The organism is Actinacidiphila sp. bgisy144, assembly GCF_057708105.1.
In genome coordinates this window covers 119,565-135,790 of sequence record NZ_JBYIRM010000022.1, presented here as the reverse complement: position 1 = coordinate 135,790, position 16,226 = coordinate 119,565, and the positions used below count along the sequence as shown (strand labels likewise).

Below are 16,226 nucleotides of genomic sequence, written 5' to 3'. Positions count from 1 at the left end.
CTTCCCGGACGGGAATGAACGCGGCGCTCCCTGCGCCACGCGAGAACCACGCTACGGGCTGCGTCCGCCGCCATGCGCAAAGTTATCCACAGCCCGCGGGAGAAGTCCGATATTCAGCCCATGAGTCCGGCTGATGCGAGGGAGGGGGCGCGGACGCGGCTAGGCCCGGCACGTCGGACGTGCCGGGCCTCGTGGCCGGTCCGTGCGGGGGCGGGCCGTCTCCGGTCCGCGCCCCGCCGGCGGGCGGGGCGGGGGCTCACCGCTTCTCGGGTTCCGGGCGGCCGTAGCGGCGGTTGAACCGCTCGACGCGGCCGGCGGAGTCCATGACGCGCTGGGTGCCGGTGTAGAAGGGGTGGCTCGCCGACGAGACCTCGACGTCGAAGACCGGGTAGGTCCGGCCGTCGGTCCACTGAATGCTCTTGTCACTGGTGAGCGTGGAACGGGTCAGGAAGGCGTCGCCGGAGGCGCGGTCGCGGAAGACGACAGGGCCGTAGGCGGGGTGGATGGAGGGCTTCATGGCGTTCAGCGCTCCTCTCGGAAGTCGACGTGGCGACCCGCGACGGGGTCGTACTTGCGGAGGGTCATGCGGTCGGGGTCGTTCCGCCGGTTCTTGCGGGTCACGTAGGTGTAGCCGGTGCCCGCGGTGGACCGGAGCTTGACGACGGGACGCAGTTCGTTTCTGGCCATGCTGTCATTATACGACTTTGGTTTTCATTTTCAAGAGATCCCTCACCCGCTGGCCGGTGGGCGATACCTCCTGACCGCATAACGCGTATACGCCGCCGAACAGTCCCTTTAAGGTCGGCTTGGTGACAGTCGACGCCCCAGCCGTATCGCCGCGGCCTGCCGCCCCCTCCCCCGCGGACCCCTCGTCGGCGGCCGGTGCGGTGGAGTGGCCGTCGGCCCGCGCGCTGCTGTGGGGGGCGCTGCGCTCCCGGCGCCGGGACCTGGTGGCCGCGTCGGCGCTCTACAGCACGCACCAGCTCGGCGAGTCGATGGTGCCGGTGGCGGTCGGCGCGACGGTGGGACAGGCCGTCGCGGGCGGCGGCCGGTGGGCGATCGCGCTCTGGCTGGGCGTGCTCGCCGCGGACTTCGTCCTGCTGTCCCTGTCGTTCCGCTTCGGCGCCCGCGCCAGCATGCGGGCCAAGCAGCACACCGGGCACGTCGTCCGGATGTGGGTGGCCGAACGGGTGCTGCGGCCGGCCGGCGGCGTACGGCTGGCCCCCGGCGACCTGCTCACCCGCGCGGCCAGCGACGCCGGCCGGGTCGGCGCGTTCGCGGGGGTCGTCGCGCAGACGGTGGCCGCGGTCGCGGTCCTCGCGGTGTCCACGGGGCTACTGCTGTGGTTCTCGCTGCCGCTGGGCGCGGTGATCCTGCTCGGTACGGCGCTGCTGCTCGTGGTGCAGGACAGGGTGGCGGGGCGCTTGCGGCGGCACAGCGGTACGGAGCAGCACGAGGCCGGGCGGGCGGCGGTGCTCGCGGAGGATCTGGTGCGCGGCATGCGGGTGTTGAAGGGGATCGGGGCGGAGCGGACCGCGGCGGCGGAGTACGGGCGGGCCAGCCAGGTCGCGTTGGGCGCGTCGCTGCGGGCGGTGTCGTCGCAGTCGCTGCTGTCGGCGGTGGGAACGGCCTTCACCGGCGGGTACTTGGCGGTGATCGCGGGAGTGGGCGGGTGGCTCACACTTTCGGGTCGAATGGGTTTGGGCGAGTTTGTGGCGGCTTTGGGATTGGCAAGATTCGTGGTGGGACCGATGCAGGTGGTGTCGGGGGCGAGTGCGGCGTATGCGCGGGCGGTGGCGTCCGCGGGGCGGGTCGTTGAGGTCGTGGGGATGCCGGAAGTGGTGCGGGACGGCCTCGATCCGGGTGAGTGGGCAGACGGGCGGGTCGTGGTGTCGGAGGTCGAGGTGGAGGGGTTCACGGGAGTGTCGTTCGTCGCCGAGCGCGGCGAGTTGACGGGGCTGGTGGTCGATGTGCCCGGGGTTGCCGGGCGGATTCCGGGGCTGCTGGTGCGGGAGGGCGAGCCCGGGAGCGGGCGGGTCGAGGTCGGCGGGAAGGAGGTGGGCGAGGTGGCGTTGGCGGATCTGCGCGCGCGGGTACTGGTGTCGCCGCATGACGCCGTGTTGTTCCCGGGCACCATCGCGGAGAACATCGCGCTGCTCGCGCCCGACGAGAAGGCCGCGGAGCGCGGCACTTGGGCGGCGTTCGCGGACCAGGTGATCGACACGGTGCCCGGTGGGGCGCAGGCGCCCGTCGGCGACCGCGGGGAGAGCCTGTCCGGCGGCCAGCGGCAGCGCGTCGCCCTCGCCCGCGCCCTGGCCGCCGATCCGCCGGTGCTGGTGCTGCACGACCCGACGACGGCGGTGGACGCGGCCACGGAGGACCGTATCGCCGGCCGGTTGCGGGAGTTGCGGGCGCGCGACGGGCGGACCTCGCTGCTGGTGACCACCAGCCCGGCGCTGCTCTCCCGCTGCGACCGGGTCTTCTTCCTGCGCCCCGCGCCGAGCAGCGCGCCGGCAGCGACGCCCGCGGGCGAGGGTGCGCCGGACGCGCCGCACGGAGCCCCTGGCGGCCGGCTCGCGGCGGACAGCGGCACTCACGCCGAGCTGATGCGCGACAACGCCGCGTACCGGGAGCTGCTGACCCGATGAACGCCACCGGCTCCACCGCCAACTCCCCGGCCACCACCGCCGACGCCTCCTCCGATACCTCCGACGCCTCCGGCACCGCCGCCGCGGAGGCCGTCGACATGTCGACGAAGCCCCGACCACTGCTGCCGGTCGCCGACGGCCGCCGGACCCGCGGATATCTGCGCGGCGTCCTGCGCAGGCGCCGGGCGCTGCTCGCCGCGACCCTGGCCGTGATGATCGCCCAGAGCGCGCTCGGTCTCGTCGGACCGATCGCCATCGGCCGGGTGACGCAGGCGGTCGTCGACGGCCGCGGCACATCGGCGGTGATCGGGCCGGTCGTCCTGCTCGCCGTGGCGGCGGTGCTCGGCGCCCCGGCCACCTGGGCGTCGAACGTCCTGCTCGCCCGGGTCGTGCTGCCGGAAGTGGCCGAGTTGCGCGAGGAGGTGGTCGGCACGGCGCTCGGCCTCCCGGTGGACACCGTGGAGGCGGGCGGCAGCGGCGACCTCGTCTCGCGCGTGTCCGGCGATGTGGAGCGCGTCACCGAGGCGGCGCAGGGCGGCTTCGGGAGTTTCGTGTCGGCGGCGCTGGCGATCCTGGCCACTCTGGTCGGACTGGCCTCGCTGGACTGGCGGTTCGCGCTCGCCGGGCTGCTCGCGGTGCCGCTTCAGGCGTACACCCTGCGCTGGTACCTGCGCACGTCCCGCCCGATCTACGCCGCCGGCCGCACCGCCGAGGGCCACCGCACCTCCACGCTGCTGGGCGCGTTCGGCGCCCTGCCGACCGTACGGGCGCTGCGCCTGGGCCGCCGCCAGTACACCCGGGTCGAGGAGTCGTCCCTTGAAGCGGCGGAGTACGAGTTCAGGGCCATCCGCACCGCCACCCGCTTCTTCGGGCGGCTCAACGTCGCGGAGTTCATCGGGCTCGGCGCGATCCTGCTCACCGCCGCGGTGCTGGTCCGGTCCGGTTCGGCGAGCGTCGGAGCGGCGACCACGGCCGCCCTCTTCTTCGTCGGGCTCTTCGACCCGATCAACATGGTGCTCGGCGCGTTCGACAGCGTGCAGCAGGCCGCGGCGGGGCTGGCCCGCCTGATTGGGGTGCTCGACGCGGCTCCCGCGAGGACCGCCGGGGCGCCCGAGCCACGGCCCGCGCCCTCGCCCGCACCGGCGCTCCCCCGTACCCGGCCCGGGCCGCCCGTCCTCCGCCTCGAGTCCGCGGACTTCGGCTACGGCGAGGGGCCCGACGTCGTCCACGGGGTGACCGTGCGGATCGAGCCGGGCCGTCATGTCGCGGTGGTGGGCACCACCGGGTCCGGCAAGTCCACGATGGCCACGCTCCTCGCCGGCCTGCGGACGCCCCGGCGCGGCAGCGCGACGCTGGACGGGGTGCCGCTCACCGACCTCTCCCCCGCCGAGCTGCACCGCACGGTCGCGCTCGTCACCCAGGAGACCCATCTCTTCGCCGGCACCGTGGCTGACAACATACGCTTGGCGCGGCCCGAGGCGTCCGACGCGGAGGTGGGCGCCGCCCTGGAGGCGGTCGGCGCGGCCGGATGGGTCGGCGCGCTGCCGGACGGCGCCGCCACGGCGATCGGTGCCGGCGGTCACCACCTCGGCCCCAGCCAGGCCCAACACCTCGCCCTGGCCCGCCTGTTCCTGCTCGATCCGGACGTGGTGGTGCTCGACGAGGCCACGGCCGAGGGCGGCAGCGACTCCGCGCGGCTGCTCGACACCGCCGCTGCCCGGGTGCTGCGGGGGCGCAGCGCGCTGCTCGTCGCCCACCGGCTCGCGCAGACCGCGACGGCGGACACGATCCTCGTCATGGAGGCAGGGCGGGTGACCGAGCAGGGCACCCATGAGGAGTTGCGCGCGGCCGGGGGCACGTACGCGGCGCTGTGGGACGCCTGGTCGCGGCCGAGCTGAGCGCGCGGGCGGGGCCCCTGGCCGGCCGGCTCGACAGGCACCCGTGCCGGACCCGGGCGGGCCGGGCGACTAGCCATGAGCGACGAGGGCGTGCGATGCCGGCTGGGTGCGGCGGCGGCCCGGGGTGCTCCAACTCGCTGCCGAGCAGCGGCTGTCGCTGGACGGCACGGTCGAGTACGGGCTGCCCCAAGGCGGTCGGCCGTCTCGGGCCGCCTGATCGGGCAGGTCGGCGAGAACCGGTTCGGCGGCATCCTGGCTGCGGCAGGCACGATCGGCAGCAGCTGGTAGCGCACCGGGGGATCGCCCCGCTCACCTCCGACGTGCTGTTGCACGCGGGACCCCTCCGTGCCCCGCACCCGCGTCAGGACCAGGCGATGTCACCGTAGCGGTCGACGAAGCGCCCGCTGCCCGCGCCCGGACCCTCGGTCGCCAGCGCGACGATCGCGTCGGTGCCCTCGGTGACGGTCTGGGTGCCGCGGTGGTCGTTGAGGTCGGTCGCGGTGTAGCCGGGGTCGGCGGCGTTGACGCGGATGTCGGGCAGGGCCTTGGCGTACTGCGTGGTCAGCATGGTGAGCGCCGCCTTCGACGCGCAGTACAGCGGCACGACCACATGGAACTCGGGCCGGGACGGGTCGTGGGTGAAGGCGAGCGAGCCCATGCCGCTGCTGACGTTGATGATGGCGGGGTCGTCCGACCGGCGCAGCAGCGGCAGGAACGCGGCAGTGGTGCGGACCGCGCCGGTGACATTGACGTCGAAGACGGCTCGGGTGTCGGCGGCGGTGAGTTCGCCGGGACCGCCGGACGGGCCGCGCACGCCCGCGTTGTTGATCAGGACGTCGATCCGGCCCTCGTGGGCGGCGATGTCGGCGGCAGCGGCGGCCACGGACGCGTCGTCGGCGACGTCGATGGGGACGTAGCGCGCGCCCACTGCCGCGGCTGCCTCCTCGCCCAGGGCGCGGTCGCGCGCTCCGAGGAGGACGGTGTGGCCCTGTGCGACGAGGCGGCGGGCGGTCTCGCGGCCGAGGCCCTTGTTGGCTCCGGTGATGAAAGTGATCGTCATGGGTTCGATGGTGCCGACGGCCGGAGGGGCCGACCAGGGACGGTCCGACGGTAGGAACAGCCGTACCACCTTCGTGGCTGCCGCTCCGTTTCCGGGTGCGCGAGCATGGGAGTCATGGACGACGTGCGCGGCAGGGACAGCACACCGACGGCAGCCGGAGGGCCGGGCCGCCCGGCGCCCGCGGCCACGCCGGAGCCGACACCCGGGCCGGGACTCGGGCTCGGACTCGGGCTCGGCGCGACGATCCGCACCTGGCGCGACCGCCTCCCCCCGGCCGCCGTCGGCCTGCCCGTCGCCCACGGACGGCGGGCCACCGGGCTGCGGCGCGAGGAACTGGCCGACCTCGCCGGGGTCTCGGTCGACTACGTCGTACGCCTGGAACAGGGACGCGCCACGACTCCCTCGTCCTCCGTGGTGGCCGCCCTCGCCCGCGCCCTGCACCTGACCACCGCGGAGCGGGACCACCTCTACCGGCTGGCCGGGCTGGTCCCGCCGGTGAACGGCACGGTCTCCGACCACCTCCCGCCCGGCATGAACCGCGTGCTGACCCGCCTCCAGGGCACGGCCGCCGCCGTCTTCGCCGCGGACTGGCAGCTGCTGTGGTGGAACCGCGGCTGGGCCGCGCTGATCGGCGACCCGTCCGGCGCGCCCCCGCAGCAGCGCAACTTCGCCCGCGACCGCTTCCCGGTCGAGGGCAGCACCAGGGTCCTGTCGCGGTGGCCGGTGATCGAGGCGGACCGCCCCGCCACCGACGCCGCCGTGGTCTCCGACCTGCGCCGCGCCACCGGGCGCTTCCCCCGGGACCGCCGTCTGGCCGCGCTGATCCGCGACCTGACCGCCGGCAACGAGCGGTTCGCCGAGCTGTGGGCGGCCGGCACGGTCGCCGCGCACCGCGAGGACCACAAGAGGGTCGAGCACCCGGTGGTCGGCACCGTGACGGTGGACTGCGACGTCCTGACCGACGGCGACTCCGAGCTGAAGATCGTCATCATGACGGCCGCGGTCGGCAGCGAGGACGAGACCCGGCTGCGGCTGAGCATCGTCGCAGGGGCGGAGTACGGGGCCGAACACGACAGCGCGCCCGCATCGACCGGCACGTCCGCGCCGAGCGCCGGGTTCCCGCCGGGCGCCGCCCCCTCATCCAGCACGGGGATCGCGCCCACCGCACCAGTGCGCTGATCGTCACCGCCCGGTCACACGGCGACAACACCCCGCTCGTAGCGTCGGCCGCACGCCGGTCGGCACCGTCCGGCCCCGCGAAACACCGCGCACGGACGCGTCGGGTGGGCACCTCCCGCAGGCACCCCCGCCCGTAGGCGCCCCGGCGCGGACACCCGCGGGCGCCCCGGGCATGTCTCAGACGATTGCCACCCGGCTCTCAGAGGAACCCCAGAAACCGTTCCTAGGGTCGGTGGCATGGAACAGCGCAGACCGTTGGCGGACCGCGAAGGCGGGGGGTGGGCGGCCATGGCCGGCACACACGGCGACGGTACGGGCGCGGCCCCGGTCCCACCGCGAGCGGAGGAGGACGCCGGCGCCCCCGAGCCCGCCACGCGGCTCGTCGCCCCCGGCGCGATACCCGCGGCGGCTGCGACCGGCTCCGCGCCCGCGCACGCCGCCGCCCGCTCCTGGACCCGTCCGCTGCTGATCTCCGTGACCGCCCTCGCCGCGATGGCCGTCCTCACGCTCGCCACGATCGTGCAGTCGCCGTCGGCGAAGGCGGGTTCCGACATCAACACCAACACCACCACCGACACGGCCACCCCGAAGGCCGGCGCCAGCCCGTCGAGCCCCTCGGCCTCGGCTTCCACCACGACCTCGCCGACCGACGTGTCCGCCACCGACGCCGGTACGGCCGACACCGCGGCCACGACCACCGCCTCGGCCCAGGCCGCCGTCACCTCGGCGGTCCGCGCCCTCGGCGTCAGCGGCAATGTGTCCGTCGCGGTCACCGATGCCGGTTCGACCGCCGGCACGAGCTCGGCGGCGACCTACGCCACCGGCGCGACCTCGTACGACACCGCGAGCATCGTCAAGGTGGACATCCTCGCCACCTTGCTGCTCCAGGACCAGAAGGCCGGCACCAACCTGACGGCAAGTCAGAAGGCGCTGGCCACCAAGATGATCGAGGAGAGCGACAACAGCGCGGCCCTCGAACTGTGGCGCACCATCGGCCGCAAGGCGGGACTGGCCACGGCGAACGCGTCCTTGGGGCTGACCCACACCGTCGGTGGCGACAACGACCTGTGGGGGCTGACCCAGACCACCGCGGGCGACCAGATCGCCCTGCTGCACGCGGTGTTCGACAGCGGCTCGCCCCTGTCGTCCACCTCCCGCGCCTACATCGCCCGGCTGATGCGGTCCGTCGTCGCCGGTGAGCGCTGGGGCGTGTCGGCGGCCGACACCGACAGCTCCGGCTACGCGCTGAAGAACGGCTGGCTCCAGCGCAGCGCCACCGGGCTGTGGGACATCAACAGCATCGGCGAGGTGACGTACGACGGGCACCGGCTGCTGGTCAGTGTGCTGTCGTCCGGGCAGCGGACCGAGCAGGGCGCCATCGACCAGGTCGAGCAGGTCGCCCAGGCCGCGGCGAAGGCGTACGTCGCCTCCGCCGCCTGACCGCCTGACCGCCCGGCCGCCGCAGTCCCCAGGCACCGGCGCGACCGCCCGCGCCGCAGCGACGGACCACCGCACCGCACCGCATCGCACCCCACCGCACCGCACCAGCGGCCCGGGATCAGCCCGCCGCCCCGCGCCTACCCGGCCACGTCGATCAGCACCTTCCCGACCGCCCCGTCCCTCACCGCCTCGTGCGCTTCCGCGGTCCGCTCCAGCGGGTAGCGGTGGAAGGGCAGGCCGACCTCCGGCCCGGCCCGCAGCGCGTCGTCGGCGAGCGCGGCGGACACCGCGGCCACCGCTTCGTCCTTCGCCTCGTCGGGCACCGTGTAGAGCAGCAGGCCCTGCCAGCGCAGGTTCTGGGCCATGGAGGCACGCACCGGCGCGGTGAACTCGCCGGCGTCATTGGCGTAGAACGCGATCACCGCGTTGTTCGCCGTCACCGCCGTGTCCAGGGCGGCATTGTGCGCCGGGGCGACCTCGACCACGATGTGCACGCCGTCGGGCGCGAGGGCGCGGATCTCGGCCGCGGCGTCCTGCTCGCGGTAGTTGACCACATGGTGCGCGCCCGCCGCCGTGGCCAGCGCGGCCTTCTCCGGGCTGCTGACCGTGGTGACGACGGTGGCGCCCGCCCAGCGGGCGAGCTGGATCGCCGCGTTGCCGACCGCGCCCGCGCCGCCGGCGACCAGGACCGTACGCCCCGCGAGGGCGCCGGGGGCGAGCCGAACCGGGCCGAACTCCGCGACGGTCAGGGCGCGGTGGGCGGTGATGGCGGGCACCCCGATGCTGGCGCCGAGGTCGAAGGAGGCGTGGTCCGGCAGCCGGACGGCCTTGCGCGCCGGGACCGTGGTGAACTCCTGCGCGGTGCCGTCGGGCCGCTGGTAGGCCGACTCCCACAGCCAGACGCGCTCGCCGACCCGCTCGGCCGGCACGCCCGCGCCGACCGCGTCGATCACACCGGAGCCGTCCTGGTTGGGCACCTGCGGATGCTGCGGGGAGGTGTTCTCGCGCGACTTCCAGTCCGTCGGATTGACCCCCGAGACATGGACCTTCACCCGCACTTCGCCGGGCCCGGGTTCGGGCACCGGCCGGTCGGTGAGGGTGAGGACATCGGGGCCGCCGCTGCTGCTGTAAACGATCGCCTTCATGCCACTTGCGAACCACGACCGACGCACGTCTCTTCCCGATCCGGCGCACCTTCGCCCGCATTCCCCCGGATGGCCCAGCGCGCCCGGCCCCGCGCTCCACCTGCCCGCGCGCGGGCCGCAGTTACCGGGTCACCAGGTCGCCAGGTCACCGAAGGTCAAGCGTCGAGTGCCCGCTCGGCCGCCGCCAGGATCTCGGTGACCCGCAGCCCGAACCGGGCGTCGCAGGCGTGCGGCGCACCGCTCGTCAGCGCGTCGACGGCCCGGGCCAGCGCCTCGGTCGGCGGGCTGCCGATGTCGGCGGGGAACGTCGCGATCCCGGGTGCGCCGCGGAACTCGATCGCCACGCCGGCGCCGGGCGGCGGCGAGGTCAGCGTCAGCACGGCCGTGCTGGACGCGCCCGAGGTGTGCCGCAGCGTCAGGTGGACCAGGTCCGCCGGGCCGCGTACCGCGTGCACCTCGGTGACGTCGCCGAGCACCGGCAGCAGCACCGACAGGGCGTGCGGGCCGACGTCCCACAGCCCGCCCTTCTCGCGCCGCCACGGCGAGTCGGCGTAGGCGCTGGCAGCACCGCCGAAGACCGCCCCGTACCAGTCGGCGCGGCCGGTGAACCACGGCCCTGCGGCGGCCTGCTGCTCGATCCACGCCGACGTGCCCGCGCCGAAGCGCAGCGTGAAGAACACCACCGAGCGCACTCCGGCGGACGCCACCGCGTCGGCCACCTCGCGCGCGTCCTCGACGGTCGCGGCCAGCGGCTTGTCCAGCAGCAGGTGCTTGCCGGCCCGCGCGGCCCGCACCGCCAACGGCGCCTGCACGGACGGCGGCAGGGCGATCGCCACCGCGTCCACGTCGCCGATCAACGCGTCCGCGTCGCCGTACGCGTGCCCGCCGAACTCCCGGGCCAGCTGCTCGGCGGCCTCCGGGCGGCGGCCCCACACCCCGGCCAGCTCCACGTCCGGGTGGGCGGCCAGCGCGGGGGCGTGCGCCTTCAGCGCCCAGGGTCCGGTGCCGAGCAGCCCCACGCGCAGCGTCATGACCGCACCTGCGCGGGCGTGTCGTGCTGGGCGTACGTCTCGCGGTCCAGCTCGCGTACGTCGACCGACAGCTGGAGCTCGGCCTCCGGCAGGGGCCGTACGGTGTCGCGCAGCGCCGCGAGCACCGCCTCGGCCAGTTCCCGCCGTACCTGCGGGGGGCGGCCGGACAGGATGCCCACCTGCGCGTGGACCATCGAGTAGTGCGGCGAGCCGTCGGCGATGTACGTCTCGTCGAGCCGGACGAAGCGGGTCTTGCAGCCCTCGGCGCGGCCGCCGGCGACCCGCACCAGGGCCTCGTGCAGGCCCTTGGCGAACTGCGGGCGGTCGAAGGTGTCGGCGAGGTTGGCGGAGTACTCCACGATGCTGTGCGGCATACCCTCGACCCTACCCGCGCCCGGCGTGCTGCGGACCGCGCGCCACCCCTGTCCCGCCTGCACCTCACGGCGGGGTTCCCGCTGGTCACGGCGGGCAGTTCACACGTGGTTAACAGCCGGGCAACGGCGGGGAAAAGCGCTGTTGGGACGCTGCCTACCGGCCCGATCAGCGCGGCTCGGTGCCGCACCCGCGCTCACGTTCGTTAAGGATGGCGTCACCGTGACCTACAAGGCTGAGTACATCTGGATAGACGGCACCGCGCCGACCGCCAAGCTCCGCTCGAAGACGAAGATCCTCGCGGACGGCGCCGAGCTGCCGATCTGGGGCTTCGACGGCTCCAGCACCAATCAGGCCGAGGGCCACGCCTCGGACCGCGTACTCAAGCCGGTCGCCACCTTCGCCGACCCGATCCGCGGCGGCGCGGACAAGCTCGTGCTGTGCGAGGTCTTCAACATCGACGGCACCCCGCACGAGTCCAACACGCGCGCCGCGCTGCGGGAGGTCGCCGAGAAGTTCGCCGACCAGGAGTCGCTCTTCGGCATCGAGCAGGAGTACACGTTCTTCCAGGGCTCGCGCCCGCTCGGCTTCCCGGAGAACGGCTTCCCGGCGCCCCAGGGCGGCTACTACTGCGGGGTCGGCGCCGACGAGATCTTCGGCCGCCCGGTGGTGGAGAAGCACCTGGACAACTGCCTCGCCGCGGGCCTGGGCATCTCCGGCATCAACGCCGAGGTGATGCCCGGCCAGTGGGAGTTCCAGGTCGGCCCGCTCAGCCCGCTGGAGGTCTCCGACCACCTGTGGGTCGCGCGCTGGCTGCTGTACCGCACCGCCGAGGACTTCGGCGTCTCCGCCACCCTGGACCCCAAGCCGGCCAAGGGCGACTGGAACGGCGCGGGCGCCCACACCAACTTCTCCACCAAGAAGATGCGCGAGAGCTACGAGGCGATCATCGAGGCCGCCGAGGCGCTGGGCCGCGACGACAAGCCGCTGGAGCACATCAAGAACTACGGCTCCGGCGTCGAGCACCGCCTCACCGGCGCCCACGAGACCGCCCCGTGGAACGAGTACAGCTACGGCGTGTCCAACCGCGGCGCGTCGGTGCGCATCCCGTGGCAGGTCGAGGTGGACCAGAAGGGCTACATCGAGGACCGCCGCCCGAACGCGAACATCGACCCGTACGTGGTGACGCGGCTGATCGTGGACACCTGCGGGACCGCGCTGGAGAAGGCCGGGCTGGTCTGAGCCGAGCCGGACGCCGCGCCGGTCCGTGCCCCCGTACGCCGCATGAAGGGCGCCCCGCCGAACTCGGTGGGGCGCCCTTCACACGTTCGTGTGACGCCCCCGGGTGACCATCGCATCAACGGCTCGTTCGACACTGCGTGAAGACGCAAGCGGCATCCGGCACCTCCTCCGCATCCTCCCGCGGCTCGTCCGCCACCATCTCGGTCGCACAGGCCGAGGCGGCACTGGTCGAGCACTACCCGCGGCTGGTCCGGCTGGCGTACGTGACGCTGCCCGCCGACCTCGGCAAGCACCGCCGGGCGCTGGCCGCGCACCGGCTGGTGCAGTCCGCGCTGCCGACCTCGCCCGCGCCCTCCCGGCAGGGCGGCGCGTACGGGGTGCTGCGGGTGCGGGTGCTGCGCGCGGCCCTGGAGTTCGGCGACCAGGGACGGCTGCGCGCGGCGCTGGAGAACGTGCGGCCGCCGCAGCTGACGGGGCTGCGGGCGCATCCGCAGGCAGGCGGCGACGCCGAGGCGGCGCTGTACCGCGCGCTGTCCTCGCTGCCGGCCCCGGCCCGGGCGGCGTACGCGCTGATGTCCGCCGAGGCGCTGGGCGAGCCGGACGCGCGCGGTGTGCTCGACGCGGCGGGCGTGGTCGACCCGCGCGAGGCGGTACGGCTCGCGGCGGGCGTGAAGGTGCCCGCCCGGAGCGGCGCGGTGCCGGGCGTGGTGACCGGGGTCGTCACGGGCGCGGGCCTCGACGCCGGTCCGGGGGCGGCTTTCGGTACGGACGCGGGGGGCGGCCGCGCCGACACCACGACGGGCCCGGTCGCGGGCCGACGGCTGCTGGCGTCGGGCGAGTTCGACGCCTGCACGCTGCAACTGCGCCCCACCGACCTGCTGCGGCGCCGCCGCCGGGGCCGGATCGCGGGCACGGCCGCCGCGGTGGTCGCCGCGGGCGCGCTGCTGTTCGCGGTGGTCGGCGGCGGCTCCTCGACGGAGCACTACGCGGCTTCCGGGACGCCCGGCGCCGACCCGCGCGCGCTGGACCCGGCCGCGCTGGTGAAGGTGCCGGCGGCCGGCTGGAAGGCCACCGCCCGGCTGGACTTCTCCGCCTGGCCCGCGCGGGGCGACCGTACGAAGGACACCGAGCTGCTCGGCCGGGCGCTGGCGGTGTGGGCGAACCCCGGTTCCTCGGTGGACGTCAGCGCCACCCCGGGCACCCCGCGCACCGGGCCCACCCAGCCGCCGCAACTGCTCTTCGCCGGGGACGAGGACGCCGCGACCGTGGTGATCTTCTACGACGGGCTGCGGGTGGTGCGCTACGCGCAGCCGAAGAGCGGTACGGGCCGGGCCGCGCTGGACTTCGCGCAGGCGCAGAACGCCGACCTGACCACCTCGGCGGCGCTGCTGGTGGACCGGGTGGATGGCAACGCCCGTTTCCTCACGGCCCCTTGGGTCACGCAGGCGAGCACCCGCGACCTGTTCCGCCCCGGCCAGGACGCCGCCGACCTTCACCGCAGCGCGGACGGCGTGACCGACCCGGTGCCGATGCCGGGGCCCAGCGCCGCGTCGAACGCGACGGGTTCCGCGGCGTGCGGGACGACGTGGCCGGTGATGGAGCTGCGCTCCTCGGCGTCGATCGGCGCGGAGAAGTCGTTCCTGGTCGCCGACCTCGGCGACCTCGCGCCGGTGCACCTCACCTACAGCCCACCGTCGTCGGTGGGCGGCGCGGTGGCACCGCGGGAGGCCACGGGGTCGCAGGCGCTGGCGAGTTGGGCGCACAGCGCGTGCCGGCTGGTCGAGCTGCGCGGGCAGGGCGTGAAGGCGGTCGACAACTGGGAGTTCGCGGACACCGCGCTGCCCGAGGGCGCGGGCGACGCGTCGTGGACCTGCGACCGGGCCGACACCTGGCGCGGGCCGGGCATCGCGCTGGTGCAGTTCGTGCCGCCGGCCGCGAAGGCGGCGGAGCTCGGCACGCTCGCCGGGCAGCAAGCCGACGGCAACGCGTGCAGCCGCTACGACCAGCACGTGATGGCCGGGGTGATGTGGAAGTCGCCCGCCGACCGGTGGTACCTGCTGGCGGCCGGCAGCCGCGACACCGCGTCCATCAAGGCGACGAACGGCGTCGAGGCCACGTCCCAGGGGGCGTTCCTGTCCACCCCGGCGGCGCGGGGGACGCGGGCGACGCTCAGCGGCCGCCTCGACGACGGCACCGCGCTGTCCCCCCTGGGCGACGACTAGGAATCCGGGCGGGCGGGGGCTGGACAGGCGGGGGCCGGACAGGCGCAGCTCAGGCGGTCGGCAGCCGGGCGCTCCTCCGCAGGTCTACGCGGCCTAGACGGGCCTGGCGACGGGAGCCGTGGCGGAGGGCGGCAGCGGGGACGGCAGCTTGGGCATGCGCAGTTGCATGGTGACGTGGTCGTCCTTGCGGCCGTCCTCCTCCCAGCCCTGCTTGACGTAGAAGGCACGGGCGCGGGCGTTGGGGGCGAAGACCTGCAGGCGGGCCAGCCCGATCCCGGCGGCCTGCCACTCGGCGACGCACGCCTGGTGCAGCGCGGTGCCGGTGCCGGTGCGCCACACCTCCGGGTCGATGTGGAAGTGGAACAGCTCGTCCCCGTCGAAGCGCGCGCCCAGGACGGCGAAGCCCACGAGGTGGTCCTGCCGGGTCGCGCACAGCACGATGCGGTCCCGCGCGGTGATGGCGCGCGCGGTGCCTGCCCGCTGCCGCTCCAGCTCGGCCGGGCCGCTGTACAACTCCGTTGCCAGGTGGCCTTCGTAGTACGTGGCCCTGGCGCGGGCATGGACGCCGCAGATCGCGTCCAAGTCCTCGATCGAGGCGTGCCGGATCGTGGCGTGCGGGGTGCTCATGGGTACATGGACGCGCAAGATGCCCCAAAGGTTCCCCCGCTCCCGCCAATCGTGACCCGTCTCACTTTGAGAAGCTCCCGTGAAGGGTTTGGTCACAACTTGTCCTCACTGTGCGGAAGTTGTGCAGACGCCCATCTTGGCAAGGCTCACATCAGGCTCTGATAAGCTCTTTTTATTCGCCCAGTTGGCACGTACGTCAAGTCAAATCACTCCATCGGGTGATTAGTTGCCGTTTTCGGACGCGCACGCCAAATGATCGAATACGGTCACTCCATGGTCACTTCACGACACGAAGCGTCGCATCGGATCTTCCAGGGCCGACCTGAGTTGATCACCCCCGTCTTCGGCGTCCTGGGGGTGCGGATACCGCACAACCCGGTCGTCGAGGTGCTGCCCACGGACGTCACCGAGATGCACCCGGTCGAGCGCCGCGTGGACACCGTGCTGCGGCTCCAACCGGACGACGGCACGCAGGGGTTGATCCTCGCGATCGAGGCACAGGGGCGCCGCGACGAGAAGAAGCCGTCGAGTTGGGGGTATTACCTGTCGTACTTGAGCGCCAAGTACGACTGCCCCACGCTGCTTCTGGTCGTCTGCCAGGACAAGACGACCGCGGAGTGGGCCGCGGGACCCTTCCACCACGGGTGGGGCGGGTGGACCGCGCTCACCGTCCGTCCGCTGGCGCTCGGTCCCGGGAACATCCCGCTGATCACCGACAGCGATCAGGCGGCCGAACACCTGGCGTTCGCCGCCTTCTCGGCCATCACGCATGGCCGCCACCCGAACAGCGCGGACATACTGGAAGCACTGGCGAAGGCCCTCGCCACGGCGGACCAGGAGTCACGCGACTACTACTCGGAAATGCTGGAAATCGGCCTCGGGGAGAACACCCCGGCACAGGATCTCTGGAGCAAGCTCATGAAGAACGGAAGCTACTTCCCCGGCCGCGGCACCCTCGCGGAGCGCAAGTTCCTGGAGGGCAAGAGCGAAGGCACGATCGAGGGCAAGATCGAGGGCGTGGCCGAGTCGGTGCTGCTCGTGCTGGACAACCGCGGGATCGACGTCTCGGACGAGACCCGCGACCGCATCCTGCGCCACTCGGACCGAGAAGACCTCATGCGGTGGCTGACCCGCAGCTTGACGGTCACCACGGCCGAGGAACTCTTCGAGGACACCGTCTGACGCCAACTGCGTTACTGCGCACGGCACTTCGCCGGATCGGGGGTTCCCGGTCCGGCGGAGGTGTGTGAGGGGTGATCCGGCGGCAGCGGTGAAGGATCTTGCAGAAAGTTTCTTGCAGAGTCTTTCGCAAGACGTTGCACCGCTGTTACGGTCCTGCCCAGCCCGAGCGGACACCGGCCT

14 protein-coding genes are annotated in these 16,226 nt (G+C 73.8%); 7 read left to right on the top strand and 7 right to left on the bottom strand.

All coding sequences use genetic code 11. The annotated features are described in order from the left end of the window. Positions 1-256: 256 nt before the first annotated feature. The gene (locus tag AC3EVP_RS24430) at positions 257-517 is read right to left on the bottom strand and encodes a type B 50S ribosomal protein L31 (protein WP_335982768.1); all 261 of its coding nucleotides are present in this window, start codon (positions 515-517) and stop codon (positions 257-259) included. A gap of 5 nt (positions 518-522) precedes the next feature. Then, positions 523-687: a 50S ribosomal protein L33 gene (gene rpmG / locus AC3EVP_RS24425; protein WP_055610751.1), complete on the bottom strand. Its 165-nt coding sequence runs from the start codon at positions 685-687 to the stop codon at positions 523-525. A 122-nt stretch (positions 688-809) separates the two neighbouring features. Between rpmG and AC3EVP_RS24420 the strand changes: the two genes are divergently transcribed. Further along, entirely contained in the window at positions 810-2,648 is a 1,839-nt protein-coding gene (locus AC3EVP_RS24420) for an ABC transporter transmembrane domain-containing protein (RefSeq protein ID WP_435133013.1), read from the top strand. Beyond that, the gene (locus AC3EVP_RS24415; protein WP_435133010.1) at positions 2,645-4,546 is read left to right on the top strand and encodes an ABC transporter ATP-binding protein; all 1,902 of its coding nucleotides are present in this window, start codon (positions 2,645-2,647) and stop codon (positions 4,544-4,546) included. The genes AC3EVP_RS24420 and AC3EVP_RS24415 overlap by 4 nt, the downstream gene beginning before the upstream one ends. A 361-nt stretch (positions 4,547-4,907) precedes the next feature. Here AC3EVP_RS24415 and AC3EVP_RS24410 read toward each other — a convergent pair whose 3' ends face one another. Further along, positions 4,908-5,606 carry an SDR family NAD(P)-dependent oxidoreductase gene (locus tag AC3EVP_RS24410; protein WP_435133008.1) on the bottom strand — a complete coding sequence of 233 codons (699 nt, stop codon included), beginning with the start codon at positions 5,604-5,606 and terminating at the stop codon, positions 4,908-4,910. Between the two features lie 114 nt (positions 5,607-5,720). Between AC3EVP_RS24410 and AC3EVP_RS24405 the strand changes: the two genes are divergently transcribed. Continuing rightward, a complete protein-coding gene (locus AC3EVP_RS24405) occupies positions 5,721-6,785 on the top strand; it encodes a helix-turn-helix transcriptional regulator (RefSeq protein ID WP_435133005.1) in 1,065 nt (354 codons plus the stop codon). A gap of 237 nt (positions 6,786-7,022) precedes the next feature. Continuing rightward, entirely contained in the window at positions 7,023-8,225 is a 1,203-nt protein-coding gene (locus AC3EVP_RS24400; protein ID WP_435133002.1) for a serine hydrolase, read from the top strand. Between the two features lie 137 nt (positions 8,226-8,362). Here AC3EVP_RS24400 and AC3EVP_RS24395 read toward each other — a convergent pair whose 3' ends face one another. From AC3EVP_RS24395 to AC3EVP_RS24385, 3 genes are all read right to left on the bottom strand, one after another. Next, complete coding sequence (locus AC3EVP_RS24395) at positions 8,363-9,370, bottom strand: NADPH:quinone reductase (protein WP_435133000.1); 1,008 nt, start codon at positions 9,368-9,370, stop codon at positions 8,363-8,365. 155 nt (positions 9,371-9,525) lie between these two features. After that, positions 9,526-10,395 (bottom strand): Gfo/Idh/MocA family protein, encoded by an 870-nt coding sequence (locus AC3EVP_RS24390; RefSeq protein ID WP_435133060.1) that lies wholly within the window; start codon positions 10,393-10,395, stop codon positions 9,526-9,528. A 2-nt stretch (positions 10,396-10,397) separates the two neighbouring features. Then, complete coding sequence (locus tag AC3EVP_RS24385) at positions 10,398-10,775, bottom strand: 5-carboxymethyl-2-hydroxymuconate Delta-isomerase (protein ID WP_435132998.1); 378 nt, start codon at positions 10,773-10,775, stop codon at positions 10,398-10,400. Positions 10,776-10,995: 220 nt separating this feature from the next. Between AC3EVP_RS24385 and glnII the strand changes: the two genes are divergently transcribed. Continuing rightward, positions 10,996-12,015 (top strand): glutamine synthetase, encoded by a 1,020-nt coding sequence (gene glnII / locus AC3EVP_RS24380; RefSeq protein WP_435132995.1) that lies wholly within the window; start codon positions 10,996-10,998, stop codon positions 12,013-12,015. A gap of 137 nt (positions 12,016-12,152) precedes the next feature. Continuing rightward, a complete protein-coding gene (locus AC3EVP_RS24375; protein WP_435132992.1) occupies positions 12,153-14,237 on the top strand; it encodes a hypothetical protein in 2,085 nt (694 codons plus the stop codon). Positions 14,238-14,330: 93 nt separating this feature from the next. Here AC3EVP_RS24375 and AC3EVP_RS24370 read toward each other — a convergent pair whose 3' ends face one another. Then, on the bottom strand, positions 14,331-14,864 hold the full coding sequence (locus AC3EVP_RS24370; RefSeq protein WP_435132988.1) for a GNAT family N-acetyltransferase: 534 nt from the start codon (positions 14,862-14,864) through the stop codon (positions 14,331-14,333). 273 nt (positions 14,865-15,137) lie between these two features. Between AC3EVP_RS24370 and AC3EVP_RS24365 the strand changes: the two genes are divergently transcribed. After that, positions 15,138-16,046: a hypothetical protein gene (locus AC3EVP_RS24365; protein WP_435132985.1), complete on the top strand. Its 909-nt coding sequence runs from the start codon at positions 15,138-15,140 to the stop codon at positions 16,044-16,046. Positions 16,047-16,226: the final 180 nt, after the last annotated feature.

Excerpts from the sequence above, each read along its gene's own strand:
- AC3EVP_RS24430 (WP_335982768.1), bottom strand. The coding sequence starts at position 517 with ATGAAGCCCTCCATCCACCCCGCCTACGGCCCTGTCGTCTTCCGCGAC.
- rpmG (WP_055610751.1), bottom strand. The coding sequence starts at position 687 with ATGGCCAGAAACGAACTGCGTCCCGTCGTCAAGCTCCGGTCCACCGCG.
- AC3EVP_RS24415 (WP_435133010.1), top strand. The coding sequence starts at position 2,645 with ATGAACGCCACCGGCTCCACCGCCAACTCCCCGGCCACCACCGCCGAC.
- AC3EVP_RS24410 (WP_435133008.1), bottom strand. The coding sequence starts at position 5,606 with ATGACGATCACTTTCATCACCGGAGCCAACAAGGGCCTCGGCCGCGAG.
- AC3EVP_RS24405 (WP_435133005.1), top strand. The coding sequence starts at position 5,721 with ATGGACGACGTGCGCGGCAGGGACAGCACACCGACGGCAGCCGGAGGG.
- AC3EVP_RS24400 (WP_435133002.1), top strand. The coding sequence starts at position 7,023 with ATGGAACAGCGCAGACCGTTGGCGGACCGCGAAGGCGGGGGGTGGGCG.
- AC3EVP_RS24395 (WP_435133000.1), bottom strand. The coding sequence starts at position 9,370 with ATGAAGGCGATCGTTTACAGCAGCAGCGGCGGCCCCGATGTCCTCACC.
- AC3EVP_RS24385 (WP_435132998.1), bottom strand. The coding sequence starts at position 10,775 with ATGCCGCACAGCATCGTGGAGTACTCCGCCAACCTCGCCGACACCTTC.
- AC3EVP_RS24370 (WP_435132988.1), bottom strand. The coding sequence starts at position 14,864 with ATGAGCACCCCGCACGCCACGATCCGGCACGCCTCGATCGAGGACTTG.
- AC3EVP_RS24365 (WP_435132985.1), top strand. The coding sequence starts at position 15,138 with ATGGTCACTTCACGACACGAAGCGTCGCATCGGATCTTCCAGGGCCGA.